26 protein-coding genes are annotated in these 25,319 nt (G+C 69.8%); 11 read left to right on the top strand and 15 right to left on the bottom strand.

Annotation, left to right across the window (positions count from 1 at the left end; translation table 11 throughout):
* Positions 1–127: 127 nt before the first annotated feature.
* Positions 128–1,744, bottom strand: coding sequence for a murein biosynthesis integral membrane protein MurJ (gene murJ / locus ATC03_RS19610; protein WP_067882644.1), 1,617 nt, complete (start codon positions 1,742–1,744; stop codon positions 128–130).
* A complete protein-coding gene (locus tag ATC03_RS19605) occupies positions 1,737–4,172 on the bottom strand; it encodes a DUF6049 family protein (protein WP_067880940.1) in 2,436 nt (811 codons plus the stop codon). Before ATC03_RS19605 ends, murJ begins: the two co-directional genes overlap by 8 nt.
* A 148-nt stretch (positions 4,173–4,320) precedes the next feature.
* On the opposite strand from ATC03_RS19605, the gene ATC03_RS19600 reads away from it, so the two are divergent.
* From ATC03_RS19600 to dnaB, 6 genes are all read left to right on the top strand, one after another.
* Positions 4,321–5,751, top strand: a complete 1,431-nt coding sequence (locus tag ATC03_RS19600) for a CCA tRNA nucleotidyltransferase (RefSeq protein WP_067882642.1) — start codon at positions 4,321–4,323, stop codon at positions 5,749–5,751.
* Positions 5,752–5,943: 192 nt separating this feature from the next.
* Positions 5,944–6,315 carry a 30S ribosomal protein S6 gene (rpsF, locus tag ATC03_RS19595; RefSeq protein ID WP_067880937.1) on the top strand — a complete coding sequence of 124 codons (372 nt, stop codon included), beginning with the start codon at positions 5,944–5,946 and terminating at the stop codon, positions 6,313–6,315.
* A gap of 5 nt (positions 6,316–6,320) precedes the next feature.
* Positions 6,321–6,851, top strand: coding sequence for a single-stranded DNA-binding protein (locus ATC03_RS19590; protein WP_067880933.1), 531 nt, complete (start codon positions 6,321–6,323; stop codon positions 6,849–6,851).
* A gap of 76 nt (positions 6,852–6,927) precedes the next feature.
* On the top strand, positions 6,928–7,188 hold the full coding sequence (rpsR, locus tag ATC03_RS19585; protein WP_022889097.1) for a 30S ribosomal protein S18: 261 nt from the start codon (positions 6,928–6,930) through the stop codon (positions 7,186–7,188).
* Positions 7,189–7,199: 11 nt separating this feature from the next.
* Entirely contained in the window at positions 7,200–7,652 is a 453-nt protein-coding gene (rplI, locus tag ATC03_RS19580; protein WP_067880930.1) for a 50S ribosomal protein L9, read from the top strand.
* A 497-nt stretch (positions 7,653–8,149) separates the two neighbouring features.
* A complete protein-coding gene (gene dnaB / locus ATC03_RS19575) occupies positions 8,150–9,523 on the top strand; it encodes a replicative DNA helicase (protein ID WP_067880927.1) in 1,374 nt (457 codons plus the stop codon).
* Positions 9,524–9,615: 92 nt separating this feature from the next.
* On the opposite strand, the gene ATC03_RS19570 is transcribed toward dnaB, so the two are convergent.
* The 5 genes from ATC03_RS19570 to ATC03_RS19550 form a co-directional block, all read right to left on the bottom strand.
* Positions 9,616–10,107 carry a hypothetical protein gene (locus ATC03_RS19570; RefSeq protein ID WP_152031027.1) on the bottom strand — a complete coding sequence of 164 codons (492 nt, stop codon included), beginning with the start codon at positions 10,105–10,107 and terminating at the stop codon, positions 9,616–9,618.
* Between the two features lie 117 nt (positions 10,108–10,224).
* On the bottom strand, positions 10,225–11,001 hold the full coding sequence (locus tag ATC03_RS19565) for a type 1 glutamine amidotransferase (RefSeq protein WP_067880921.1): 777 nt from the start codon (positions 10,999–11,001) through the stop codon (positions 10,225–10,227).
* On the bottom strand, positions 10,998–11,741 hold the full coding sequence (locus tag ATC03_RS19560; protein ID WP_067880917.1) for an amino acid ABC transporter ATP-binding protein: 744 nt from the start codon (positions 11,739–11,741) through the stop codon (positions 10,998–11,000). Before ATC03_RS19560 ends, ATC03_RS19565 begins: the two co-directional genes overlap by 4 nt.
* Before the next feature lie 6 nt (positions 11,742–11,747).
* A complete protein-coding gene (locus tag ATC03_RS19555; protein WP_074401112.1) occupies positions 11,748–12,782 on the bottom strand; it encodes an amino acid ABC transporter permease in 1,035 nt (344 codons plus the stop codon).
* 74 nt (positions 12,783–12,856) lie between these two features.
* Positions 12,857–13,765 carry an ABC transporter substrate-binding protein gene (locus ATC03_RS19550; RefSeq protein WP_067880914.1) on the bottom strand — a complete coding sequence of 303 codons (909 nt, stop codon included), beginning with the start codon at positions 13,763–13,765 and terminating at the stop codon, positions 12,857–12,859.
* A gap of 59 nt (positions 13,766–13,824) precedes the next feature.
* Between ATC03_RS19550 and ATC03_RS19545 the strand changes: the two genes are divergently transcribed.
* The gene (locus ATC03_RS19545) at positions 13,825–14,835 is read left to right on the top strand and encodes a LacI family DNA-binding transcriptional regulator (RefSeq protein WP_067880911.1); all 1,011 of its coding nucleotides are present in this window, start codon (positions 13,825–13,827) and stop codon (positions 14,833–14,835) included.
* A gap of 79 nt (positions 14,836–14,914) precedes the next feature.
* On the opposite strand, the gene ATC03_RS19540 is transcribed toward ATC03_RS19545, so the two are convergent.
* Positions 14,915–15,349 (bottom strand): hypothetical protein, encoded by a 435-nt coding sequence (locus ATC03_RS19540; protein WP_067880908.1) that lies wholly within the window; start codon positions 15,347–15,349, stop codon positions 14,915–14,917.
* Between the two features lie 226 nt (positions 15,350–15,575).
* Here ATC03_RS19540 and ATC03_RS19535 point away from each other — a divergent pair, with 226 nt between their 5' ends.
* Positions 15,576–17,111 (top strand): MATE family efflux transporter, encoded by a 1,536-nt coding sequence (locus ATC03_RS19535; RefSeq protein ID WP_084003647.1) that lies wholly within the window; start codon positions 15,576–15,578, stop codon positions 17,109–17,111.
* A gap of 2 nt (positions 17,112–17,113) precedes the next feature.
* Here ATC03_RS19535 and ATC03_RS19530 read toward each other — a convergent pair whose 3' ends face one another.
* The 4 genes from ATC03_RS19530 to ATC03_RS19515 form a co-directional block, all read right to left on the bottom strand.
* Positions 17,114–17,509 (bottom strand): tautomerase family protein, encoded by a 396-nt coding sequence (locus tag ATC03_RS19530; RefSeq protein WP_067880905.1) that lies wholly within the window; start codon positions 17,507–17,509, stop codon positions 17,114–17,116.
* Positions 17,510–17,576: 67 nt separating this feature from the next.
* Positions 17,577–18,398: an alpha/beta hydrolase gene (locus ATC03_RS19525; protein WP_067880902.1), complete on the bottom strand. Its 822-nt coding sequence runs from the start codon at positions 18,396–18,398 to the stop codon at positions 17,577–17,579.
* An 85-nt stretch (positions 18,399–18,483) separates the two neighbouring features.
* Positions 18,484–19,278: an oxidoreductase gene (locus ATC03_RS19520; protein ID WP_067880899.1), complete on the bottom strand. Its 795-nt coding sequence runs from the start codon at positions 19,276–19,278 to the stop codon at positions 18,484–18,486.
* A 46-nt stretch (positions 19,279–19,324) separates the two neighbouring features.
* On the bottom strand, positions 19,325–20,155 hold the full coding sequence (locus ATC03_RS19515) for a helix-turn-helix transcriptional regulator (RefSeq protein WP_067880896.1): 831 nt from the start codon (positions 20,153–20,155) through the stop codon (positions 19,325–19,327).
* Positions 20,156–20,260: 105 nt separating this feature from the next.
* Here ATC03_RS19515 and ATC03_RS19510 point away from each other — a divergent pair, with 105 nt between their 5' ends.
* The 3 genes from ATC03_RS19510 to ATC03_RS20680 all read left to right on the top strand — a co-directional run bounded on the left by ATC03_RS19510 (position 20,261) and on the right by ATC03_RS20680 (position 23,604).
* Complete coding sequence (locus tag ATC03_RS19510) at positions 20,261–21,157, top strand: aldo/keto reductase (RefSeq protein ID WP_067880894.1); 897 nt, start codon at positions 20,261–20,263, stop codon at positions 21,155–21,157.
* A 116-nt stretch (positions 21,158–21,273) separates the two neighbouring features.
* The gene (locus ATC03_RS19505; protein WP_067880891.1) at positions 21,274–23,280 is read left to right on the top strand and encodes an FAD-binding monooxygenase; all 2,007 of its coding nucleotides are present in this window, start codon (positions 21,274–21,276) and stop codon (positions 23,278–23,280) included.
* A 57-nt stretch (positions 23,281–23,337) separates the two neighbouring features.
* Positions 23,338–23,604 (top strand): hypothetical protein, encoded by a 267-nt coding sequence (locus ATC03_RS20680; protein WP_067880888.1) that lies wholly within the window; start codon positions 23,338–23,340, stop codon positions 23,602–23,604.
* Between the two features lie 88 nt (positions 23,605–23,692).
* On the opposite strand, the gene ATC03_RS20675 is transcribed toward ATC03_RS20680, so the two are convergent.
* From ATC03_RS20675 to ATC03_RS19485, 3 genes are read right to left on the bottom strand one after another with little or no spacing between them, the layout of a single operon-like run.
* Positions 23,693–23,971, bottom strand: a complete 279-nt coding sequence (locus ATC03_RS20675) for a hypothetical protein (protein WP_067880885.1) — start codon at positions 23,969–23,971, stop codon at positions 23,693–23,695.
* 56 nt (positions 23,972–24,027) lie between these two features.
* The gene (locus ATC03_RS19490; RefSeq protein WP_067880883.1) at positions 24,028–24,333 is read right to left on the bottom strand and encodes a hypothetical protein; all 306 of its coding nucleotides are present in this window, start codon (positions 24,331–24,333) and stop codon (positions 24,028–24,030) included.
* A gap of 43 nt (positions 24,334–24,376) precedes the next feature.
* Positions 24,377–25,090: an IclR family transcriptional regulator gene (locus ATC03_RS19485; RefSeq protein WP_067880880.1), complete on the bottom strand. Its 714-nt coding sequence runs from the start codon at positions 25,088–25,090 to the stop codon at positions 24,377–24,379.
* Positions 25,091–25,319 lie beyond the last annotated feature (229 nt).

Here is a 25,319-nt window from a genome sequence, read left to right as displayed (position 1 = left end):
CATGGTCAACACAGTCTAGGCGTCGCGTATTCCGGTGCCCGAGGTGGAGCGCGGTATGTGACGGATGCCGCGAGCGCTCGGGTGCGGAACGCGACCGTGGGCGCGTTCGATCGACCCCGAATGCGGCTCAGCGCCGACGCAGGCGTGCGAGCGCCGGCTCGGCGAACCCGCGGAACTCCGGCGACTTGAGCAGCCACAGGCCGCCGAAGTAGAGGGCGGACATCACGGCGCCGATGACCACCATGGACACGATCGCGCCGACGCGACTCGAGACCGCGTAACCACCATCGACGGTTCCGCCGAGAAGGACCAACAACCCGAGCCCGGCGATGACCGGCACGACGAGGGCGATCAGTGATCGGCCGACCGCGGCGCCGATGCGACGGCCGTCGAGCGTGCCGAGGCGACGGCGCAGCAGGACAGTGGCGAGCACGAACTGCGCGAGCACGGCGATCGTGGTCGCGAGTGCAACACCGACCGCGATCCAGTCGAGCGGGAGCGCGAGGCACGAGAGCGCGGCGATCGAGAAGACGATCACCTGGAACATCGTGAAGAAGAACGGGGTGCGGGTGTCGTTCAGCGCGTAGAACGTGCGTTGCACGACGAACAGCAGGCTGAAGGCCACGAGCCCGATGGCGAGTGCGATCAGGATGTTTCCGATGGCGGATGCTGCATCGAAGCCGGTCTGGAAGACCGCACCGAACGGATACGCGACCACGATCAGCCCGGCTGCTGCGAGCACCAGGATGACGAGCACGCCGCGTACGGCACTCGAGAAGTCGTCACGCACCTTCTCGAGATCGTCGACGGCTGCGTGTTCGCTCATGCGGGTGAAGTACGCCGTCGCGATCGACACCGTGATCACGGAGTGCGGAAGCATGAACACCAACCATGCGGTGTCGAATGCGGCGACCGAGGCACCCTGGTTGGTCGCGACGACGAGCACGCGGGTCTGCACGATGCCGGCGAGCGTCGTGAGCAGCAGCATGCCGAACGTCCAGCCGGCGAGACGGCCGGCCGTGCGGAGTCCGACGCCTCGCCACGCGAAGTCGGGCTTGAAGCGCAGTCCGATCCGTCGCCAGAACCAGAACAGCACGAGGGCCTGCACGGCGATTCCGAGCGTCGCGGAGCCCGCGAGCAGCGCGACCATGCCCGCGGTCCAGTCGCCGACGCCGCGGACGCCGTCGGGGTCGAAGCCGAACGCGAGGCCGAAGACCACGAGACCGGCGATCGCGACGACGTTGTTCAGCACCGGAACCCACGTGAACGGGCCGAAACTGCGGCGCGCGTTCAGCACCTCGCCGAGGAGCGTGTAGAGCCCGTAGAAGAAGATCTGGGGCATGCACCACCAGGCGAATGCGGTGGCGAGCGGCAGGATCTTCTCGTTGGAGCCCGCATACAGCGCCGCCAGCAGTGGGGCGAGGGCGGTCGCCACGACGGTGGCCCCCAGCAGGATCACCATCGCGAGGGTCAGCAGCTTGTTGATGTAGCCGCTGCCGCCGTCGGCGTGGGCGGAGGCCCGAACGATCTGCGGCACGAGCACGGCGCTGAGCACGCCGCCGGCGACGATCACGTAGACGGTGTTCGGCAGGCCGTTCGCCACGGCGAACGCGTCGGCGCTGATCGAGCCGACCACGCCGATCGTGCCCGCGAGCACGATGGCCTTCACGAACCCGAGGACGCGCGAGACGAGCGTTCCCGAAGCGAGGAACAGGCTCGCCCGCCCGATGCGGTCGTCAGTCATCGCGGCGTTCACTCGTCTCGTTCGGTTCGCTCGGCGCCACCGGCTCGTTCGGCTTGGTCTCCGACGCATTCGCAGTCGCCTCGGAGAGTTCGGAGGGCTCGGATGCCTCGGCATCGGCCTGCTCGTCAGATGCGGCTGCCGCGGCATCCGCAGCACGTGCGCGTCGGCGGCGGCGGATGTTGCGCCACAGGCCGATGCCGAACACGATGATGACGATGCTGCCGAGGATCGCGGCGCCGAGACCCTCCCAGTCGGCGCGGACGTCGGCGGTGATCATGACCGTGGAGCCGACGGAGACGCCGGTGAGCGACTGCAGCGAGACCGCGAGCCGCACCTCGCCGTTGCCGACACCGGCGGCGACGGGCACGATCACCGTGTTGCGCGACTCGGGCTCGACGGTGACCTGCACCGGTTCGTCGACGACGAGGCGCCCGTTGGACGGCGCGACGTCGACCTGCACGGTGACCGGCAGCGAGAGCGTGTTCTGGATCGTCACGGGGATGCCGGTCTCGCTCGCGACGACGAGCACCGTGCTGCTCGGCACGACCGAGATCGAATCCACGGTGGCGTGCTGGGCCGCGATCCACTCGGTCGCCGAGGTGCTCCACTCGGTGGGCGTCGCGAGCCAGCCGACGTCGAGCAGCGCGAGGAGTTGCCGGCGCACCGGACCGGTGAGATCGGTCGGGTCTTCGAGCACGCTGGCGAACGCGTCGACGTCGGTCTCGACGGTGATCATGTTGCCGGCGATGGTTCGTCGGGCCTGGTCTTCGGTCGAGTCGACGAGCGACCGGGCGGTCGGCGGGGCGCCGATCGCCTGCGCGAGGCCGGTGAGCGAGACGAACGGGGCGGCCGCCATCTCGTCGAGCAGGTCGCCGACGCGGTCGGACACGAGCCCGTAGTCGCGGCCGAACGTGGCCAGCAGCGGCCCGTCGGACGAGTTCGTCGAGCCGTCGAGCGCGGCGCGGGCCAGCACCTCGCCCGTGGCGTCGCGCCACTCGAGGTCGGTCGCTGCGGCGCCGGCGGCGCGAACGGCCTCGGTGAGGTCGTCGTCGGAGACGATCGCCGTGCCGCCGTCGACCAGGGCCGACGCCCGTGCGCCGTCGAGGGGCTCCACGTTGCCGGCGTCGAGCACGGTCGTGGTGAGGCCGGCGGCGTTGAAGAACGCCAGGTTGCCTGGGCCGACCGTGCGGTCGCCCGGCCAGGCGATGTCGGCGCGCGTGTACGGCCAGGAGAGGAGCGCCTCGATGGTCGGAACGGGCGACACGGGTTCGGTCGGCACGGGCGTCGGAGACGCAGCCGGGGTCGCCGGGTCGACGCTCGGGTCGGCGTCGGCGTTCTGCTCGATCGCGGGGTCGGGCACGAAGTCGTCGGGGTCGAGCACGTCGGCGAACGAGGTCGGCTGCAGCGGCGCCGGCAGGCCGGTCTGCGCCTCGAGTGCGAGGTCGGCATCGGCGTAGGCGAGGGGGAACGTCTCGTTGGGCAGCGCGGCGAGGCGATCGAGCCACGCGGTCGCGGTGACGGGGGCGGAGGTGCCGAGCACCCGGATCGAGGCGATGATGCGCGGATCGATGCCGATCGCGATCTGCCGTCCGCCCAGCGCGTCGAGCTGACGCGTCAGGAGCCCGGAGGGCGAGGTCCAGTTCGAGAGGTCGTCGCTCGAGATGAGGCCGTCGGCCGAGGCGGGCACCGTGATCGGCGCGACGAGCGCGATCGGTGCCCCGGCGGACGCGACCGCCGTGTTCGCGAACGCCGACGTGCCGGTCGACACGACGGTGTCGCCGACCTTCAGTTCGGCGCCGAGGCCCACGACAGGCGAATCGGCGAGGTCGTCGAACGCGGCGGCTGGCACCGTGAAGGCGACCTGGGTGACGCCGCCGGCCGCGAGCGTGCGCGAGGTCGCCTCGCCGAGCGAGACGCTGGCCGAGCCGAACGCGGCGCCGTCGTCGAGGGTCGCGAGCCACGCATCGAGGTCGGAGTCGTCGCCGATCGCCTCGGCCGAGCGCACGAGCCGCACCGAACCGGCCTCGACGAACGAGCCGCTGCGGTTCTCGAGCTCGACCGTGATGGTGACCGGGCTGGTCGGCGTGCCGGGGGTGTAGGTGGGGGCGAGCGTCGGCGCGATGCTCAGCAGCACGCCCTCGGCCCCGCCCTCGGGCACGGCCCCGCGGAGCATCGCGGCGCTGCTGACGGCATCGCCGCTGGCGCTCGCGCCCGCGCTGGGGTCGACGGCATTCTCGGTGCCGAACAGCACGTCTTGGAAGTCGCCGACGGGATCGGCGCCCGTGGTGCTCGCCGCGAGGGGCACCAGCACGAGCGTCGCGGCCGCGACGGCGGCGGCGCTGAAGACGAGCGTGCGACGCACGCCCGTCGCGCCGGAGGAACCGACTCGCCTGCGGGCGCGACGACGCGCAGCATTCGAGTCGGCCATGCAGGGATTCTACGGCGTGAGCACGCCGCCGCTGTGCGGGTTTGCACAGCTTCGAGGCGGTCGACGGATGCCGCGGGCGGCCGACCTCGGACCCGTCTCGTTCGCCGGGCGCCGCGCCGCGGCATCCGCCCCGCTTAACATGGGAGGCATGGAGAGTGTCGCGGCAGCCCTCGACCGGCTGGGCGAGCTGGCGGCTTCGCCGACGGTCTCGACGCTCGCGGCGGCGTTCGAACGTGCAGGCCACGAGCTCGCCCTCGTCGGCGGGCCGGTGCGCGACGCGTTCCTCGGCCGGCCGGTCAACGACCTCGACTTCACGACCGATGCCACGCCCGACGAGATCCTCGCGATCGTGAAGCCCATCTCTGAGGCGCAGTGGGACATCGGCCGCGCGTTCGGCACGATCGGCGCCAAGGTCGCGGGCGAGACCGTCGAGATCACGACCTACCGCGCCGACGCCTACGACGGCGACTCGCGCAAGCCCGAGGTCGTGTTCGGCACGCGCCTCGAAGACGACCTCGTGCGCCGCGACTTCACGGTGAACTCGCTCGCCCTTCGCCTGCCGAAGCTCGAGCTCGTCGACCCGACGGGCGGCGTCGAGGACCTGCTTGCCAAGACGCTCCGCACGCCGGCCGCGCCCGAGCGCTCGTTCGGCGACGACCCGCTGCGCATGCTGCGCGCCGCCCGGTTCTCGGCGCAGCTCGGCTTCGAGGTCGAGGAGGGCACCCGCGCGGCCCTCACGACGCTCGCCCTCGAGATCGATCGCATCTCGGCCGAGCGCGTGCGCGACGAGCTCTCGAAGCTGCTGCTGACGTCGTCGCCCCGCGGCGGCATCCGTCTGCTGGTCGAGTCGGGTCTCGCCGAGCGCGTGCTGCCCGAGGTGCCCGCGCTGCGGCTCGAGGTCGACGAGCACCACCACCACAAGGACGTCTACGAGCACTCGCTGACCGTGCTCGACCAGGCCATCGACTACGAGGTGGCGCGCGGCAACCTCGACTCCCCCGACCTCGTGGTGCGCCTCGCGGCGCTGCTGCACGACATCGGCAAGCCCGGCACGCGGCGACTCGAATCGGGCGGCGTGGTCTCGTTCCACCACCACGACGTCGTCGGAGCCAAGCTCGCGCGCAAGCGCCTGCGCGCCCTGCGCTTCGACAACGACACCATCGCGGCCGTCTCGCGGCTCATCGAGCTGCACCTGCGCTTCTTCGGCTATGCGGATGCCGCGTGGACCGACTCCGCGGTTCGACGCTACGTGCGCGACGCAGGCGACCAGCTCGAGCGCCTGCACATCCTCACGCGCGCCGACGTGACGACGCGCAACCGGCGCAAGGCCGATCGCCTCGGCTTCGCGTACGACGACCTCGAGGAGCGCATCGCCGTGCTCGCCGAAGAGGAGGAGCTCGCCGCCGTTCGCCCCGAGCTCGACGGCGCCGACATCATGCGCCTGCTCTCGATTCCGCCCGGGCCGGTCGTCGGCGAGGCCTACCGCCACCTGCTCGAGGTGCGGCTCGACGAGGGTCCCATCGGGGCGGATGCCGCTGAGCAGCGCCTGCGCGACTGGTGGGCCGCGCGCGGGGTCTAGCCCGACGACTCGTGGCGACGGCGTCTGCACCGCCCGACGGTCTCTGGTCGAATGGCGCCGGCACGCGGCATCCGCTAAGCTGTGAAGGTTGCCCGTGCGCCTCGAATGTGAGGCCTCCTCGGGTGGCGTATGCACAACCCTCCTGCTGCAGAGATCCTGCAGCCGTTTGAGTCCGAAGGAGGTGGGTTAGTCATGCACCAGTACGAGCTGATGGTTATCCTCGATCCAGAGATCGATGAGCGCACCGTTGCTCCCAGCCTTGACAAGTTCCTCAACGTCATCCGTAACGATGGCGGCACTGTCGACAAGGTCGACATCTGGGGACGTCGTCGTCTGGCCTACGAGATCAACAAGAAGAACGAGGGCATCTACGCCGTCGTCGACTTCACCGCCGAGTCCAAGACCACCGACGAGCTCGACCGCCAGCTGAACCTCAGCGAAGCAGTCATGCGCACGAAGGTGCTCCGCGCAGAAGAGGCGATCGCACAGGTCGCCGCTCACGCGAAGGCTCAGGAAGAGAAGGCCGCCAAGAAGGCTGCCGCTTCGGCCAAGAAGGACGCCTAGTCCCCATGGCAGGCGAGACCATCATCACTGTGGTGGGCAACCTCACGGCAGATCCCGAACTGCGCTACACGCAGGGCGGACTGGCGGTTGCCAACTTCACCATCGCTTCCACTCCCCGGACGTTCGATCGTCAGGCCAACGAGTGGAAGGACGGCGAAGCGCTGTTCCTGCGCGCGAGCTGCTGGCGTGAATTCGCCGAGCACGTCGCGGGATCGCTCACCAAGGGTTCCCGGGTCATCGCTACCGGACGTCTCAAGCAGCGTTCCTACGAGACGAAGGAAGGCGAGAAGCGCACCTCCATGGAGCTGGAGATCGACGAGATCGGTCCCTCGCTCCGGTACGCAACGGCTTCCATCACGCGTGCACAGTCCAACCGCGGTGCGGTCGGCGGCGGCGGCGGCAACTCCTACGGGAGCGGCGGCGGCGGCGGTCAGTCCGACGACGCGTGGGCTCCCAGCGCTCCCGCAGCCCAGCAGGGCGGCGGCGACGTCTGGAACACGCCCGGAACGAACTACGGCGACGAGACGCCCTTCTAGGCCTCACGGCCGGCGAACGGATGCTGCCAGCCGGTGCATCCGCCTCGCACAACATCTTCTATAGACAGGAAATCCAATGGCTGGAAAGAGCAGCGGCGATCGCCGCAAGCCGAGCCGCGGGAAGGGCGCGAAGAACGCCGCCCCGGCGAAGTCGATCAAGGTCGGCATCATCGACTACAAGGACGTTGCGACCCTTCGCAAGTTCATCTCCGAGCGTGGAAAGATCCGCGCCCGCCGCATCACCGGTGTCTCCGTGCAGGAGCAGCGCCTCATCGCCCGTGCCGTGAAGAACGCACGCGAGATGGCCCTTCTGCCCTACTCCGGCTCTGGCCGTTAAGGAGCACGACAATGGCAAAGGTTATTCTCACGCACGAGGTCTCCGGCCTCGGTGTCGCCGGTGACGTGGTCGAGGTCAAGAACGGCTACGCGCGCAACTACCTCGTCCCCCAGGGCTTCGCGACTCCGTGGACCCGCGGTGGCGAGAAGCAGGTCGACCAGATCAAGGCCGCTCGCGCGGCTCGCGCTCTGCACTCGCTCGAAGACGCGCAGGCCCTGAAGGCCTCGCTCGAGTCGGGCAAGGTCAAGCTGGCCGTCAAGGCCGGCGTCGGCGGACGCCTCTTCGGCTCCGTCAAGACCTCGGACGTCGCAGCTGCAGTCGAGGCCGCCGGCCTCGGCTCGGTCGACAAGCGCAAGGTCACGATCCCCTCGCCGATCAAGTCTGTCGGCGACCACGAGGCCGTCGTGCGTCTGCACGACGAGCTCTCGGCAACGATCATCCTTCAGGTGGTCGCCGCGAAGTAATTCGCGCACGCATCACGGACGGCGGTTCGGGCTTCGGCCTGGGCCGCCGTTTCGCGTTCAGCCGCCGCGCGAGACGTGCGCGACGCGCACGATCACTCGCATGCGGAGGGCCGCGAACGCAAGGATTCTTCAATGTTCGCTGTGACTGTTGTACACAGGTGGGGTGTGCATGACCGTGGACTTCTCAAGAACTTTTTCCACACAGGTGTGGATAGTGCAAAACCCTGATCAGACTGAAATTCAACCCATGTAATTCGCCTGTTATACACAGATATCCACAGGGTGATTGCACATGTTCTGCGGCGTTTCGCGCAGATTCTCCCCAGAGTTATCCACAGGCTGGGTTGTGATGTGGAGTCGGCTTCCATATCGTGAAGCAGCGTCCTCGATCAACCCGATCTCCTCGTGCCCGAAGCCCCATGTCGGTGGTTCGGCCGAGACTCGGTTGTGGGCGCAGACGCATGCGGCCCAGACGGCCGGAACCGGAGGTCATTGAGTTGTCGATCGCGCACATCGGGCTCGCTGAACCGTCCGACGACAGTGGAGCCCGACGCGGCGAACGCGTCCCCCCGCACGACCTCCTCGCAGAGCAGAGCGCCCTCGGCGGCATGATGCTCTCGAAGGACGCCGTGGCCGACGTCATCGAGACCGTGCGCGGCGTCGACTTCTACGTGCCGAAGCACGAGGTCGTCTTCAACGCGATCCTCACGCTGTACTCGCACGGCGAGCCGACCGACGTCATCGCGGTCACCGACGAGCTGACGAAGACCGGCGAACTGCAGCGCGCCGGCGGCGTCGAATACCTGCACACGCTCACGAGCCTCGTGCCGACCGCGGCGAACGCGGGCTTCTACTCGTCGATCGTGGCCGAGCGGGCGCTCTTGCGCCGCCTGGTCGAGGCCGGCACGCGCATCGTGCAGATGGGCTACCAGGGCGAGGGCGAGGTCGTCGACCTCGTCAACAACGCTCAGGCCGAGATCTACTCGGTCACGGGCTCGGTCGAGACCGAAGACTACGTGCCGCTCTCCGAGGCCGTCAGCGCGGCCTTCGACGAGATCGAGGCCGCGTCGCACACCGACGGCAAGTTCACGGGCGTGCCGACCGGCTTCGCCGATCTCGACGACCTGACCAACGGGTTCCACCCGGGCCAGATGATCATCGTCGCCGCGCGCCCCGCCATGGGAAAGTCGACGCTCGCCCTCGACTTCGCCCGCGCCGCCGCCATCACGAACGACCTGCCCGCCGTGTTCTTCAGCCTCGAGATGGGCAAGAGCGAGATCGCCATGCGCCTGCTCTCGGCCGAGGCATCCGTTCCCCTGCAGAACATGCGCAAGGGCACGGTCGACACGCGCGACTGGACCACCATCGCATCGACCCGCGGGCGCATCAACGACGCGCCGCTCTACATCGACGACTCCCCCAACATGACCCTCGTCGAGATCCGCGCGAAGTGCCGGCGCCTCAAGCAGCGCGTCGGCCTCAAGATGGTGGTCATCGACTACCTGCAGCTCATGACGAGCGGCAAGCGCGTCGAGAGCCGCCAGCAGGAGGTGTCGGAGTTCTCGCGTGCGCTCAAGCTGCTCGCGAAGGAACTCCAGGTGCCGGTCATCGCCCTCTCGCAGCTGAACCGTGGCCCCGAGCAGCGCGCCGACAAGATGCCGGCCCTCAGCGACCTGCGCGAGTCGGGCTCGATCGAGCAGGACGCCGACATGGTGATCCTGCTGCACCGCGAGGCCGCCTACGAGCGCGACAGCCCTCGCGCCGGTGAGGCCGACCTGATCGTCGCCAAGCACCGCAACGGCCCGACGCGCACGATCACGGTCGCGTTCCACGGCCACTTCTCGCGGTTCACCGACATGGTGCAGGTCTAGGTCCAGCCCTCTCCTCGGAGGTCTCGCGCAACTCGTCAGACTCCCAGACGACCGCGGTCGGAGTGAAACCCGCGTCGTCGATCCCGGATGCCCTACCGAGCCGAGCATTCAGTCGTGGACCTGATCGTGATCCGCGCGGAGCCGGACTCGTCGCTGATGTACACGTTGAATACGAGCAGGTCGCGTCCGACGATCCGGACGCGGAGATCGTCGTTCTGGCCGAGCGTCGTGGCACGGGCGACCCAACCGTCATCTGGGTCGAACGAGCTGATGAGCGCTCGTGCCCACGCCACACGATCGACGGAGTCCGAGATCGAGAGCGTTCGCACCAGCTTGGTCTGCAACCGATCATCGTGATTGGCGCAGACGACCTGCTCGCTCGAATCGTCGGTGTCGACCAGAGCGGCGCTCGGCACTTCGCCTTCGATCCGATCGAAGACCTCGAGCACCTGCTTCTCAGCGGCGGCAAGGTTCTGCGGGCGACCATCCGGAACCAGCAGGGCGACCACCCAGACCGCACCTAAGAGCCCGATCGCACCCAAAGCGAGCCACAACGTTCCCCGGGAAACGCGCTTGGAGGCCATCTCCCCAACGTAGAGCAGCGGGTGGCGATGCGGGATCTTCCCGAGCTCCGACAGATCGGGCCCGGGGCGTCACTGCGCCCCGGGCCCGTCGTCCCCCTTCCCCGTCCCCCGACCGGATCAGCTCGCCGAGCCCCCGGATGTCGCCGAGCTGAACGCGTCCGCGTCCGCGTCCGCGGCGCGTTCGGCGAGCACGATCGCCCCCCAGCGGTCCGCCACGCGCGACCAGGTGCGCCGCAGCGCCGGTTCGGCCGAGCGCATGGGCTCGACGACGGCACTCCGCGTGAGCCCGACCGCCGCGAGGTCATCGCTGTCGTCGCGCGCCCAGGCCTCGGCGGTAGAAGCGAGTGCCTCGAGGTGGAACTGCACTCCCCAGGCGGCCGCACCGACGCGGAAGGCCTGGTTGCGGCATCCGTCACTGCGGCAGAGCGACTGCGAACCGGCCGGCAGTTCGAGCACCTCGAGGAAATGCCACTGCATGGCGGCCAGGTCGTCGCCGAGCCCGCCGAGCAGCGGGTCCTCGCTCGCCTCGTCGGTGAGGGCGAGCGGATGCAGCCCCACCTCGGCCGTGTCGCGCGCGGGGCCGACGACGCCGCCGGCGACGACGGCGAGCAGTTGCGCGCCCAGGCAGATGCCGAGGAAGGGCAGTTCCCGATCGAGGCAGTCCCCGATCAGGGCGCGCACCCCGGGCAGCCACGCGGCGTCGTCGTCATCGGTCGGCCCCGGGGTGCCGCCGAGTACGATCACGCCATCGACGCCCTGGGCGGTCTCGGGAACCTCGCCACCGGCCTCGGGGCCGACCACGAGCAGTTCGATGCCTGCCGCCTCGAGTCGCTCGCCGACCAGCCCGATGCCCGCATTGGCCTCGTGCTCGACGACGAGCACCCGCGCGGTCACAGCCGGCCCGCTTCGATGATCTTGCGGAGAAATGCCTGCGTGCGCGGCTCGGACGGCTCCGTGAAGATGCGCTCAGGGGTGTCGATCTCGAGCACCACGCCCTCGTGCACGAAGGCGACCTGGTCGGCCACCTCGCGTGCGAACGACATCTCGTGGGTCGCCATCAGGATGGTCAGCCCCTCGGACGCGAGATCGCGCACGATGTCGAGCACCTCGGCGACCAGTTCGGGGTCGAGCGCCGAGGTGATCTCATCGAGCAGCAGCACCTCCGGTCCCATGGCGAGGGCCCGCACGATCGCGACCCGCTGCTGCTGGCCGCCCGACAACTGGTCGGGATAGGCGTCGGCCTTCGCGGCGAGTCCGACACGCGTGAGGAGCGAGAGCGCGTGCGCCTCGGCATCCGTTCGGTCGTGACCGAGCACCCGCATCGGGGCGAGGGTGATGTTCTGCAGCACCGTCATGTGCGGGAACAGGTTGTAGCTCTGGAAGACGATGCCGACCCGGCGGCGCAGGGCGTCGAGGTCGACGCCCTCGCCCGAGACCTGGTCGCCGTCCAGGCGGATGGTGCCGCCCTGGATCGTCTCCAACCCGTTGACGCAGCGCAGCAGCGTGGACTTGCCGCATCCGGATGCCCCGATCAGGCAGATCACCCGGTGCTGTTCGACGTGCAGGGTGATGCCGCGCAGCACCCGGTTCTCGCCGTAGGTCTTCTCGACATCGTCGAGTTCGAGGAATGCCATGGCGGCCTAGCCCTTCGCCCGCTGCCGTCGCGCGTCGCGCTCGAGGAGGCGGTCGACGAAGCGCGTCTGCGGGATGGTGATGATGATGAACAGGATGGCGACCACGGTGACCGACGAGAGGTTGAAGTAGTTGCTGGCGTAGATCTTCGCCTGCGTGAAGGCGTCGACCGTGCCGATGATGGTGATGAGCGCCGTGTCCTTCTGCAGGCCGATGAAGTCGTTGAGCAGCGGCGGGGTGACCCGTCGCACCGCCTGGGGAACGACGACGAACCGCAGCGTCTTGGCGTGGCTGAGTCCCAACGATCGCGCGGCCGCCACCTGCGACCAGTGCACCCCGTCGATGCCGGAGCGGTACACCTCGGCGACGTAGGCGCCGTAGGTGAGGGTGAGGGCGAGCACCGCCGCCCACATCGGGCTCATGTCGCTGAGCACGGGAACCCCGGCCAGGGGCAGCCCGAAGCCGACGAGGTAGATGACGATGATCGACGGGATCGCGCGGAAGGTGTCGACGTACACCGTCGCGAGCCAGCGGATGGGCCGACCGGCGTCACCGGGAAGCAGGCGCGCGAGGGCGATGAACAGGCCCCAGACGAGCACGATCACCTCGGCGATCACCGCGATCTGCACGTTCTGCCAGAACGCCACGACGATGTCGCCGAAGCTCAGTGCCATGAACGACACGTCGAAGAAGGTCGTCTGCACGGCGTGGTCGTTGGCGAGCAGGAACAGGGTGAACATCGCGATGAAGAGCACCGGCAGGCACGAGCCCATGGCGAGCCAGCCGGCGTGCGCTGCACGGTGACGGGCGGCGCGGCCCGCGACGGGGTCGCCTTCGGCGAAGGCGCGGATGCTTCGAGCAAGCTCCCGCCGCCCGCGCACCAGCGGAACGAGCGCGAGGACGGCGAGCACGACGACGGCGATGGTCGCGGCACCGAGCACGAACCGCCAGGCGCCGGCCTCGGCGACCGTAATCGTGAGCCAGGCGGCGTACGAGGCGACCGCGAGCGTGCCGAGGCCCACGAGCAGCGCTGCGAGCAGCACTGATCCGGCTTGGCCCGTGGGGCCTGATCGGGACACCCGCGACACGGGTGTCCCGATCAGGCCGGTCGGCGTGGTCAACGCAGGGACCAGACGGGGATCGACGCAGGGTCGACGCCGTACGCGTCGGTGAGGTACGCGGCGCTCAGGGCGTCGAGGGTGCCGTCGGCCTCGAGCGCGGCGAGGATCTCGTTGATCGTCGCCGTGTTCGGGGAGCCCTTCGGCAGCATGACGCCGTAGGCCTCGTCGGTCTCGATCTGGCCGACGACCTCGAGCTTGCCCTTCGACTTGGTCGCGGCACCGAGCACGATGCTGAGGTCCTGGATGCCGGCTTCGATGTTGCCCGCGGCGATCGCCGCCTGCATCTCGGGGTCGCCGGGGAAGACGGCCGGCGGCGTGGCCGGGTCGACGAGGTCGTCGACGAGCATCTGGCCGACCGTGCCCTGCTTGACGCCGAGCTTCGCCGCGGCGAAGTTCTTCTCGGTCACGTCGGCGCCCGCGGCGACGAGCACGCCGGCGGTGGACTGGAAGTACGGGTCGGAGAAGTCCATGACCTTCTTGCGCTCGTCGGTGATGGTGATCTGGTTGAGCGAGAGGTCCATGTCGCCTGCCTTGCCGGCGACGAGTCCGTCGAAGGAGGACATCTGCAGCTTCACGTCGTCGATGCCCGCCCGGTGGGCGATGTTGACGAGGAGGCAGAAGTCGAAGCCGCTGCGGATGTCCTCGACGGTGTCGCCGTTGTACCAGCCGGGGCTCGGCAGGTCGGCCTTCATGAGCAGCACGCCCTCGGTGATCGTGTCGAGCTCGAACGTTCCGCGCTCGCCCGTGACCTCGCAGTCGCCGTACGACGGCGGGTTGCCGTCGGCGGCGGGATCGCCCGCGGCGGACTCCGCGGGTGTGCACCCGGCGAGCAGCAGCATCGAGGCGGCGGCGGGTACGAGCGCGAAGCGGGCGGCCGCGCGGCGGAGGGGTCGGTGATGCGTCATTGCATGTCCTTTCGAGGAGTACCTAAAACGTTTTGGGTACGACCGGTAGTATTCGGCTCATGAAGGCGCATGTCAAGGTGGGCATCCGGCAGGTCGCCGCCGAGGCGGGTGTCTCCATCACGACCGTCTCGCAGGTGTACAACCACAAGGGCGAGGTCGCCGAGGCCACGCGCGAGCGCGTGCTCGCCGTCGGCACGCGGCTCGGCTACCGGGCGAATCCCATCGGACGCGCCCTCCGCTCGGGTCGCTCGCACGTGCTCGGCATCGCGATCGGCTACCGGGAGTCGGCGGTGTGGGAGCAGACCTACATGCCCTACTACCGCAGCATCATCGCGGGCGCCGCGATCGAGGCGGTCGAGCACGGATACTCGATCTCCGCCGCCCCCGCGACCGCGGACGGCGAGCTTCAGACCACGATCCCGCTCGACGGCGTGATCGTGGTCGACCCGGTCGCCGACGATGCGCTCGTCGAGCGTGCGCTCGCCGACGGTCTCGCCGTGGTCACCGACGGCGGCTACGAGGCGGATGGCCGAGCCATGCTCCGCTCGGTACGCTCCGACATGGCCCGCGGGATCCCCGACGTGCTCGATGTGCTCGCCGCCCTCGACCCCGGCGAACCGCTGCGGCCGGGGCTGTTCATCGGCCCGCGACTCGACAGCTACACGGGCGACACCGTCGCCGCCTACCGCTCGTGGTGCGCCGACCGGGGTCTCGAGCCCGTCGTGACCGCGCTCGAGCTCGGCCAAGCGCCGATCGACGCGGCGCGCGCGATGCTCTCCGACGCGCACGCGCGCGTGAACGCCGTGCACTGCTTGAACGACACGTACGGCAACGCCCTGCTCGCCGCGGCCGCCGAGCGGGATCTCGACGTGCCGGGCGACCTGCGGGTCTCGATCGCGGGCGACGCGCGCGGGCTCGCGGCGGATGCCCGCGCCGTCTACCTCGACATCGACCCGGTGCGGTCGGGTGCCGCGTGCGTGCGCACGCTCATCGCTCTGCTCGACGACGGCGATCCGCCCGACGTGCTGTCGCCGGTGACGGTGGTGCCGCCGAGGTCGCGCCTGCGCTGATCGCAGGGTCGGGCCCGGGTTCGCTCGGGGTAGTCGTGCACCTCCTCGCCGATCACCCGGCCGATCGCGGGGACGCCCCTCAGCCGGCGGCCTTGCGGATGTGGTCGGCGACGCGCTTCTCGGTCTCGGGCGTGAGCTTCAGGAGGGCGAACGAGGTCACCCAGATGTCGCCGTCGTCGAGTTGGGCGGCATCCTCGAAGCCGAGGGTCGGGTAGCGCGTCTCGAACTTCGATGCGGGCTTGAAGAAGACGACCACCTTGCCGTCGGCGTCGGCGTACGACGGGAAGCCGTACCAGGTCTTCGGGAACAGCTGCGGCGCGACGTCCTTGACGATGCGGTCGATGCCCTCGGCGAGGGCGCGGTCGTCGTCGGGAAGCGCCTCGATCGCCTCGCGGATGGCCTTCTCGCCCGCCTCGCGGGTCTTGCCGGCCTTCGCCTCGGCGCGCAGTTCGGCTGCGCGCTGCTTGACTGCAGCCCGCTCGTCGGCGGACAGTCCGTCGGTCTTCGTAGCCATGCTCGGTTCCTCCTCGATGATCTCGGTCGGGTTCGACCTGCCATCACGCTATTGAATCCGCGCGCCGCGCGCTTCTCGATTCCTGATCGCTTCACCGCTCCACTCGGATCGATCCGGCGCAGCGTTCGCGCAGGAAAGAATCGAATCGATTCGATACACTGGCGAATGCGGTGCCCGAGCGGACCGCCTCACTCTTGACCGCACACGTCCGCGAAAGTCCTCACCGATGTCCACCGCCCTGACGACCGGACGCCCCTGGCGCGTCATCCTGCTCTTCTCGATCCCGCTGCTCATCGGCAACGTCGTGCAGCAGCTCTACCAGTTCGCCGATGCGATCGTGGTGGGGCGGCACCTCGGCGTCGACTCGCTCGCCGCGGTCGGCGCGACGGGCAGCCTCCTGTTCCTGCTGCTCGGGTTCGCCTGGGGCGTGACATCCGGATTCGCGATTCCGACGGCGCAGTCGTTCGGTGCGCGCGACCATGCGGCGGTTCGGCGGTCGGTCGCCACTGGAACCCTGCTCACCGGCATCCTGAGCCTGATCCTCACCGTGGTCGCGCCGCTCATCGCGCGGCCGGCGCTCGAGCTCATGCAGACGCCGCCCGAGCTGCTCGACGAGGCGACGATCTACACCCAGATCAGCTTTCTCGGCGCCTCGACGATGATGGCGTTCAACTACCTCTCGGCGATCATCAGGTCGATCGGCGACTCGCGCACCCCGCTGATCTTCCTCAGCATCGCGTGCGCGTTCAACGTCGGGCTCGTGGTGCTGATGGTCGGCCCGCTCGACTGGGGCGTCGGCGGAGCCGCCCTCGCGACCGTCGTCGCGCAGGCGATCTCGGTGCTCATGTGCCTCGAGTACGTGCGCCGGCGGGTGCCCGTGCTGCACCTGACGCGCGCCGACTGGGGCATCACGCGATCCGACCTGCGCGAGCACCTGCGCCTCGGCCTGCCGATGGGCTTCCAGGCATCGATCATCGCGATCGGCACGCTCGCCGTGCAGGTCGCCCTCAACGAGCTCGGGGCCGACGCGGTCGCCGCGTACACGACCGCGTCGCGCGTCGACGGACTGGCCGTGGCGCTGCTGCAGTCGTTGGGCCTCGCGGTGTCGATGTACGCCGCGCAGAACCTCGGCGGCGGCCGCCCCGACCGCATCCGCCGCGGCGTGGTCGAGGCGACGTGGATGTCGATCGTGCTCTCGCTCGTGCTGGGCGCGCTGCTCGTCGTGTTCGGCTCGGCCCTCGTGCGGCTCTTCGTCGGCGACGGATCCGACGAGGTCGTGCATCAGGCGACCCTCATGCTCGTGATCAACGGCCTCAGCTACACGGCCCTCGGCGTGCTCTTCGTGCTGCGCGGCGCCCTGCAGGGTCTCGGCCACACGCTGATCCCGACCGTGACCGGCGTCGTCGAGCTCGTCATGCGCGTCGCGGCCGCGGTCGTGCTCGGCAGCCTCATCGGGTTCGTCGGCGTCGTGTGGAGCAATCCGCTCGCGTGGCTCGGCGCGGTCGTGCTGCTCGTGCCGGCGTACGTGCGGGAGCACCGACGGCTCGGGCGCCTGCCCGTGCAGCCCGCCGTGCCGACCGAGACCACGGCCGTCGCGATCATCGGCCCGACCGACGGCTCGATGGTCGTCGACGCGGTCGTCACGCAGTCGATTCCCATCATCACGGCGGCAGAGGCTCCGGATGCCGCGGGCGGGCCGCTCGGCACGCACGCTCGGGATTCCGAGGCCGCCGCCCCTTCGCGGCGCACCCGCACCCGCTGACGTCAGACGTTGACCTCGAAGCCGAGGTCGACGTCGCTCGCGGCGAGGCCGCCGGAGAGGCCCCAACTCTCGCGCGGGATGTCGTGCACGATCGTGGAGACGTGGTCGCGCGGGATGCCGAGCGGTTCGAGCCGTTCGACGATCGCGGCGTAGAGCGCGCGCTTCGCGTCGACCGAGCGGCCGGAGAAGCAGTCGATCGTCACGAGCGTGCGGTACTCGGGCTGCGTCACATCCGGTGAACACGCGAACCGGTGCGGAGCGTGCGCGATCAGTCGCACGTTGCGATCCTCGGGCGGGATGCGGAACGCGACGACGAGTGCGGCGTGCACGGCGTCGATGATCGCGACCTCTTCAGCTTCGGTGTACTGGCGGCGCACCTCGATGAGTGCAGCGGGCATGTCGGCGTCTCCCTCGTGCGGCGAACAGCTTCGCGCGCCAGACTAGGGCAGACGCCGACTCCGCCGCCTACGCGGTGGTCGCCCCCTCGGCGGCGAGATGCTTCGAGGCGAGCCATTCGAGCGTGGCGTCCGCGACATCCCGCCACCCGCTGTCGAGCGTGAGCGAGTGGCCGCGACCCTCGAACTCGCGGTACTCGGTGACCGACGAGGGGTTGTCGGCGTAGAGGCCGAGCACCTCCTTCGTCACGGCCTTCGGCACGGTGTGGTCTTCGGTGCCCGAGATGAGCAGCAGCGGTCCGCGCACCGCGGTGTGCGTGTCGACGGTCGCCGGCGAGTTGCGCGTGAAGTTCGCCGTGGCGTCCTCGAAGAGCGGGCGGCCGGGACCGGGAATCGTCCAGGCCTCGAACAGCGCGTCGGACTCCTCCTCGGTGATCGCGTTGCCGAAGCTGTAGCGGAACTGTTTCGCCGTCAGCGCGACCGTGCGCTTCTTGTTCGCCGGGTTGCCGAGCACCGGGAACCCCGAGCGCAGCTGCGAGAACGGCAGGGTCTTCACACCCTTGATGGGCGCGGGGTCGATCGCGACGCCCGCGATCGCCAGGTCGTTCGCGAGCAGCTCCTGCGCGATGAGACCGCCGAACGAGTGCCCGACGACGATGGGCTTGGCGTCGAGCGTGTCGATGAAGTCGGCGTAGTGGTGGCAGATCTGCTCGATGCCGACGTCGTCGAGCTGCTCCGCGTTCGCGCGGGTGGCCTCGACCGTGTCGGCATCACCCGGCCAGCCGGGCGCGAACGGTTCGTAGCCGTTCGCGGCGAACAGCTCCTGCCACGGCGCCCAGGCGGACGAGTGGATCCAGAGGCCGTGGATGAACACGACGGGGGTCTTGGGCATGGTGGAACTCCTTCGTGGTGAGTGGTGAGTGGTGAGTGGTGGTCGGTCAGTGGTTCGCCGGCGCGATTGGCGCCCGGACCAGGAGTCAGAGCTCCTTCGTGAGCCCGCCGTCGATGAGGAAGTCGGCGCCGGTCACGTTGCCCGCCCGACGGCTCGCGAGCAGCAGCACGAGATCGGCGACCTCCTCGGGCTCGGTGAATCGGCCCGTCGAGAACCCGCCGCCCTCGGCGACGATGCGTTCGCGCGCTTCGTCGAGCGAGACCCCGAGCTTCGCGGCGATGGTCGCCGCGACCCCCGTCTCCCCCAGCCAGAGCGGTGTCGACACCGGCCCCGGGCTGATCGTGTTGAACCTGAGGCCGCGCGGTCCGTACTCCTTCGAGAGCGACTTCGAGAGGTTCCACACGGAGGCCTTGATGGCGGCGTAGTCGATCACCCCGGGATCGGGCAGGTAGGCGTTGACGGAGGCGATGGTCACGACGTTGCCGGCTCCGCGTTCGAGCAGCAGGGGGATCGCGGCGCGCGTGGTGCGCACCCCGGCCATGAGCGTGAGGTTGAACGTGCGGAGCCAGTCGTCGTCGGAGACGGCCAGGAACCCCTCGGTCCGCGGTGTCACGGCGCCGACGTTGTTGACCAGGATGTCGAGGCCGCCGAAGTGTTCGGCTCTGGCCACGAGTTCGGCGGGCCCGTCGGCCGTCGACAGGTCGACGGATACCGCCATCACGTGCCCGCTGTCGGAGAGGGCCACGAGCTCGTCGGTGATGGTGCGGGCGCCGGCGATCACGCGCGCCCCCTCGGCCACGAGTGCCCGCGTGACCGCGAGGCCGATGCCCTTGCTCGCGCCGGTGACCACGGCGACCTTGTCGGTCAGATCCAGATCCATGGGCGCGACGCTAGTCCTGGCCGGGGTGTGCTGCCTGTCCCTGCGACTACCCCGAAGCGGCGAGCGGGGCTCCCAGGGCGGCCAGGGCCGCGAAGGCCGCAGCCGAAGGCGAGCCGGGTTCGGCCTGATACAGGTAGATCGTGTGGCCGTCGGTGCCCGCCAGGGGAACACGCATGAAGTGCAGGGTCAGCGCACCGGCATCCGGATGCCGCAGCTCATGCACGCCGTCGGTGACCTGGATGACGTCGTTGCGTCGCCAGAGTTCGCGGAATCGCTCGCTCCGGCTCGAGAGGTCGTCGACCATCGTGCGCAGGCGCGCGTCGTGGCTGCGCTGGCCGAACATCGAGCGGAACAGCGCGACCGATCGCGCCGTGAGGCCCTCCCAGCCCTCGTGCAGTGCGCGGTCGGCCGGGTCGATCAGGAGAGATTCGAGGTTGTTCGCACCGACGCGGTAGTTCGGGCTCAGGGCGCGGGCGAGTGCGTTGGTCGCGAGCACGTCGAGGTAGCGGTTGTGCACGACGGCCGCGGTCGACGGCCACGAGTCGATGAGCCACTGCACGTGCTCGTCGACCACGTCGGCATCGGCTCGCGGCTCGGGCGACGGCTGCGCGAGCTCGTGCAGGTAGCGTCGCGCGTCGTCGTCGAGGCGGAGTGCGCGGGCGAGCGCGTCGAGCACCTGATCGGACGGATGCGTCTCGCGCCCCTGTTCGAGGCGGAGGTAGTACTCGGTGCTGATGCCCGCGAGGATCGCCACCTCTTCGCGGCGCAGCCCGTCGACGCGCCTCCGCTCGATGCCGAGTCGGAGGCCGACGTCCTCAGGGCGCACGAGCACGCGTCGCGCCCGAAGATACCCGCCGAGCGGGGTGTCACTCGCCATGCGGACAGTATCGTCCTGTGCAGCCCCGTCGTGGGCGTTGCGGCGCCAGATGACGGGTACCGGCAGTGCCTCCCGGCGGCGCGCGGCCGGGCGTAGCGTCGGAGCATGACGATCCCCACGCTCACCCTGAACAACGGCGTCGAGATGCCGGCCCTCGGCTTCGGCGTGTACCAGGCCGCGCCGCACGAGACCGAGGCGGCCGTCGCCGAGGCCCTCAGCGTCGGTTACCGGCACGTCGACACGGCCGCGGCCTACCTGAACGAGCGCGAGGTCGGACGTGCGATCGGAGACGCGATCGCGGCGTCGGAGGTCGCGCGCGACGACCTGTTCCTCGAGACGAAGGTCTGGATCAGCGACTACGGCTACGACGAGACGATCCACGCGTTCGACAAGTCGGCCGCGAAGCTCGGCGTCGAGCAGCTCGACCTGCTGATCCTGCACCAGCCGCTGCCGACCGCGTTCGACCGCACCCTCGAGGCGTATCGCGGTCTCGAGGCGCTCTACGCCGACGGCAAGGTGCGAGCCATCGGCGTGAGCAACTTCATGACCGAGCACCTGCACCGGCTGCTCGACGTCGCGTCGGTGGTGCCCGCCGTGAACCAGCTCGAGATCCACCCGTTCTTCCAGCAGCGCGAGGTGCTCTCGCTCGACGACGAGCGCGGCATCCTGAACCAGGCGTGGTCGCCCATCGGCGGCATCACGTTCTACCGCGAGGGCCAGGGCGGCAGCACGCTCGACGACCCGACCATCGCCGACATCGCCGCGGCGCACGGCAAGTCGCCCGCGCAGGTGATGCTCCGCTGGCACGTGCAGGAGGGTCGCTCGGCGATCCCGAAGTCGGTCACGCCGCGCCGCATCGCCGAGAACTTCGACGTCTTCGACTTCGAGTTGGCGGGCGACGAGCTGGCACGCATCGACGCGCTCGACGTGGGCGTGCGCCGCGGGCCCGAGCCGGTCGACATCACCCTCGAGCGGTTCGGACTGCCGATCCCCGAGGCGTGAGCCCGCTTGTCGTCGTTGCGCCCGCGATCTACACTGGCTGAGCGATATCAGAATAGCGTGTTCGTTTATAGAACACAGCTCGCATCAACCAACCCACGACGACGTGAGGAGAGCCCGTGCAGTTCCACCACCACGGCTACGTGTCCGGAGACCCGCGCGTCGATCCCGCCGCCGGCATCGGGCTCGACCGGCCCGACGAGCTGCCCGACGAGGTCGACGTGCTCATCGTGGGATCGGGCCCGGCCGGCATGGTCGCGGCGGCGCAGCTCGCGCAGTTCCCCGGCATCTCGACGCGCATCATCGAACGGCGCGGCGGGCGTCTCGCGATCGGCCAGGCCGACGGCATCCAGGCTCGCAGCGTCGAGACGTTCCAGGCGTTCGGGTTCGCCGAGCGCATCATCGCCGAGGCTTACCGCATCACCGAGATGGCGTTCTGGAAGCCCGACCCCGAGAACCGCGCGAACATCCACCGCGCGGCCGTCACGCCCGACGACCCCACCGGCATCAGCGAGTTCCCGCACCTCATCGTGAACCAGGCCCGCGTGCTCGACTACTTCGCCGAGTACGCCCGCAACTCCCCCGGTCGCATCGTGCCCGACTACGGGTGGGAGTTCGTCGGACTCGAGGTCGCGCCGCCGGGCGCCGCCGGCAGCGGCGCTGCCGGCGACGACGAAGGCGATGAGCCCGGCGTGCTGCCCGAATACCCCGTGACCGTCACCCTCGAGCGCGCCACCGGGGTCGGGGTCGGCGCAGGCGACGCCTCGCACGCGGTCGCCCTCGACGGCGAGCTCACGGGCGAGCGACGCACAGTGCGCGCCAAGTACGTGATCGGCGCCGACGGCGCCCGCAGCAAGGTGCGCGAGGCGATCGGCGCGCAGCACGTGGGCGCGCAGTCGTTCCACGCGTGGGGCGTCATGGACACGCTCGCGGTCACCGACTTCCCCGACATCCGCACGAAGTGCTCGATCCAGTCGGAGGCGGGCAACATCCTGCTCATCCCCCGCGAGGGCGGGCAGCTCTTCCGCATGTACGTCGACCTCGGCGAGGTCGCGGCAGACGACCGCGGCGCCGTTCGCCAGACCACGCTCGAGCAGGTCATCGCGAAGGCGAACGACATCCTGCACCCCTACTCGCTCGACGTGCGCAACGTGCCGTGGCACTCGGTCTACGAGGTCGGCCACCGCGTCACCGACCGGTTCGACGACGTGCCCCTCCACGAGCAGGGCACCCGCACGCCCCGGGTGTTCATCACGGGCGACGCCTGCCACACGCACAGCGCCAAGGCGGGGCAGGGCATGAACGTCTCGATGCAGGACGGCTGGAACATCGGCTGGAAGCTCGGCCACGTGCTCGACGGCCGCGCCGACCCCGCCCTGCTCGAGACCTACCACGCCGAGCGGCACGTGGTCGCGAAGGAGCTCATCGACTTCGACCGCGAGTGGTCGAAGCTCATGGCCACCAAGCCCGAAGACCTGGGCGACCCGGCCGAGCTCGAGGACTTCTACGTGCGCACGTTCGAGTTCCCGGCGGGGTTCATGACGCAGTACGAGCCCTCGATGATCGTCGGCTCGCAGCAGCACCAGGCGCTCGCGACCGGATTCCCGGTCGGCAAGCGCTTCAAGTCGGCGCCCGTCTCGCGCGTCTGCGACGGCAATCCCGTGCAGCTCGGGCACCACCACCGCGCCGACGGCCGTTGGCGCATCTACGCGTTCGCCGACGCAGCGACCTCACGAGCCGATGCGGGGGCGGATGCCTCGGCGCTGGCGTCGTGGGCGAACTGGCTCGCCGCGGCATCCGACTCGCCCCTGGCCGTGCATGTGCCCGACGGTGGCAGCTTCGACGACGTGTTCGACGTGAAGGTGGTCTACCAGCAGCCGCACGGAGCGGTCGACCTCATGCAGGCGCCCGCCGTGTTCCGGCCGGCGACCGGGCCGTTCGGCCTCACCGACTACGAGAAGGTCTACGCGATCGACCCCGAGCACGACATCTTCGAGGAGCGCGGCCTCTCGCGTGACGGCGTCGTCGTGGTCGTTCGCCCCGACCACTACGTCGCCCAGGTGCTGCCGCTCTCGGCCACTGAAGAGCTCGCGGAGTTCTTCAGGGGGGCACTGCTGGCGCGCTGAGCGGTCGGCATCGGTTCGGGGCGTGTCGTCGCGGCAATCGCTGGCTACAGTTCAAGCATGGCCAAGCCGAGTGCTCCCCCACGCCCCACGAAGGCGCCGACCCTCCTCACCGCGATCGGGCTGACGCTCGCGACGTTCGGGCTCGTGCTCGCGGCGGTCATGCTCATCAGTGCGCTGCCGGATGGGTTGACCGCTTCCGAGACGGCCCTTCCGGTGACCGTCGGCCTGATCTGGATCATGTTCGGCGTGGTCGCGATCGTCGTCGGCGCGGCGCTCAGGCGATCGGCACGGAAGCGAGCGGAACAGGACGAACCCGCCGCGTAGCGTCGCGGATCCGTGTGGACGGACTCGGTTCGGCGGGCCTCAGTGTCGGGTGCGCGCCGACCGAGAGGTTGTCGACGGGTCTGCTCTCTCAGCGTTCGTCGCGGATGTCTCGGAGCGCGTTCCGCGTGACGAGGCCGCCGAGCGCGACGCACCCCAGCCCCAGCAGGCCGAGGATCGCCAGCGCGACGCCCGCCGGCACCTGGACGCCGCCGCTCCGCCCGCCGCCGCCGGAGCCGACCTCCATCGAGAGGTCCCAGCCGAGCCTGGCCATCATGAACAGGCAGCCGAGCCAGAGCAGCACCCCGATACCGGCGACGAGGAGGCCCGCGCCCCAAGCTTGACGTTCAGTGGGGAGGCGACGGGGCATGTGTTCATTCTCCTCGATGCCGGGCCTGCGGCGATCGCCGATCGGTCGGCGTGCAGTCAGTCCTCGGTGAGGAGACAGAAGATGCGCAACTCCGGCGCCCCGTTCGTCACCTCGATGAGTGATGCGTCCGCGATGAGCAGGTGCGCGGGCTCGCCTGCGGCGCCGGTCTGGGCGATGTCCACGTACGTGCCGGATCGCTCGGCTCGGATGGTCCAGGTGGCCCAGCCGAGCTCGGGCAGGAACGGACCGCAGACCGTTGCAACGAGCTCGGAGAGCAGCATCCGTTCGTCGACCTCGACACTCCGCTTCCTCCCGTAGTGATCTGCGGCGTGGATGTCGATTCGTTCGAGGTCGATTCTCATCGGGTTCCGTTCTGTCGAGTGGTCGTTCGAGCGGATGCCGCGGTCAGGCGCCGTACGCGCGGCGCACGCTCGCGGCGGCGGCCGTGAGGCGCTCGGCGATCTCGGCCTCGGGCCGCGAGAACGACACGTGGATCACCGCGATCGCCGCCGCGGGTTCACCGGGCAGCACGAGCGGCACCGCGACCGACCGCAGCGAGGGCACGACCTCGTCGTGACTCACGGCGTACCCGCGTTCGCGGCTCTCGGCGATCTCGGCGCGCAACGCCGGCGTCGCGGCATCCGCCCATGAGGCCTCGGGCAGCGACAGCAGGATCGCCTTGCCGGGGCCGCCCCTGGTGAGCGGATGCCGGTGGCCCGGCCGGTACGACACGACGGCCATGCTCTGGCGGGGCGCCGCGCTCACGAGCGTCGCGGCCTCGTCGGCGTCGACCTGCACCGCGAGCAGGCACGTCATGCCGAGCTCGTTCGCGACTTCGCTGAGCTCGGGCAGGGCGACCTGCTGCAGGTCGCGCGCGACGCCGGAGGCGAGGGCGGCGAGGCCCGTGCCGAGCGTGATGCGGCCGGCGCTGTCGCGCGCGACGAGGCCGTGGTCCTCGAGGGTGCGCAGCAGTCGGTAGGCGACCGATCGGTGCACGCCGAGCTGCGCGGCGAGCTCGTCGATCGAGAGGTTGCGGTCGGCGTCGGCGAGCAGTTCGAGCAGCCGGATGCCGCGACTCAGCGTCTGCGATCCGGCGCCGCTCGTGCCCTCTGCCACCATGCCGCCCCCTCGCTCCTGCGTTCGATATCCGAACATACCGGACACTGCGAGCCCGCCTCGCCCCTCGGTGCTCACCGACTTCGGCCTGATCCCCGCACGCGGCGACACCGCCTCGCGCACGAGGGCCGACGACGCGGTCGAGTGACCCGAACCTTCGCGAGCTGCGCGACATTTCTGCTGGGTGAAAGAATCGCGGATCCTTCACGGTCACGGTGACGAAACCTCGGCG

Origin of the sequence: Agromyces aureus (genome assembly GCF_001660485.1) — a bacterium.
Classification (GTDB): domain Bacteria; phylum Actinomycetota; class Actinomycetes; order Actinomycetales; family Microbacteriaceae; genus Agromyces; species Agromyces aureus.
This window is presented reverse-complemented; position numbering and strand designations above follow the sequence as displayed.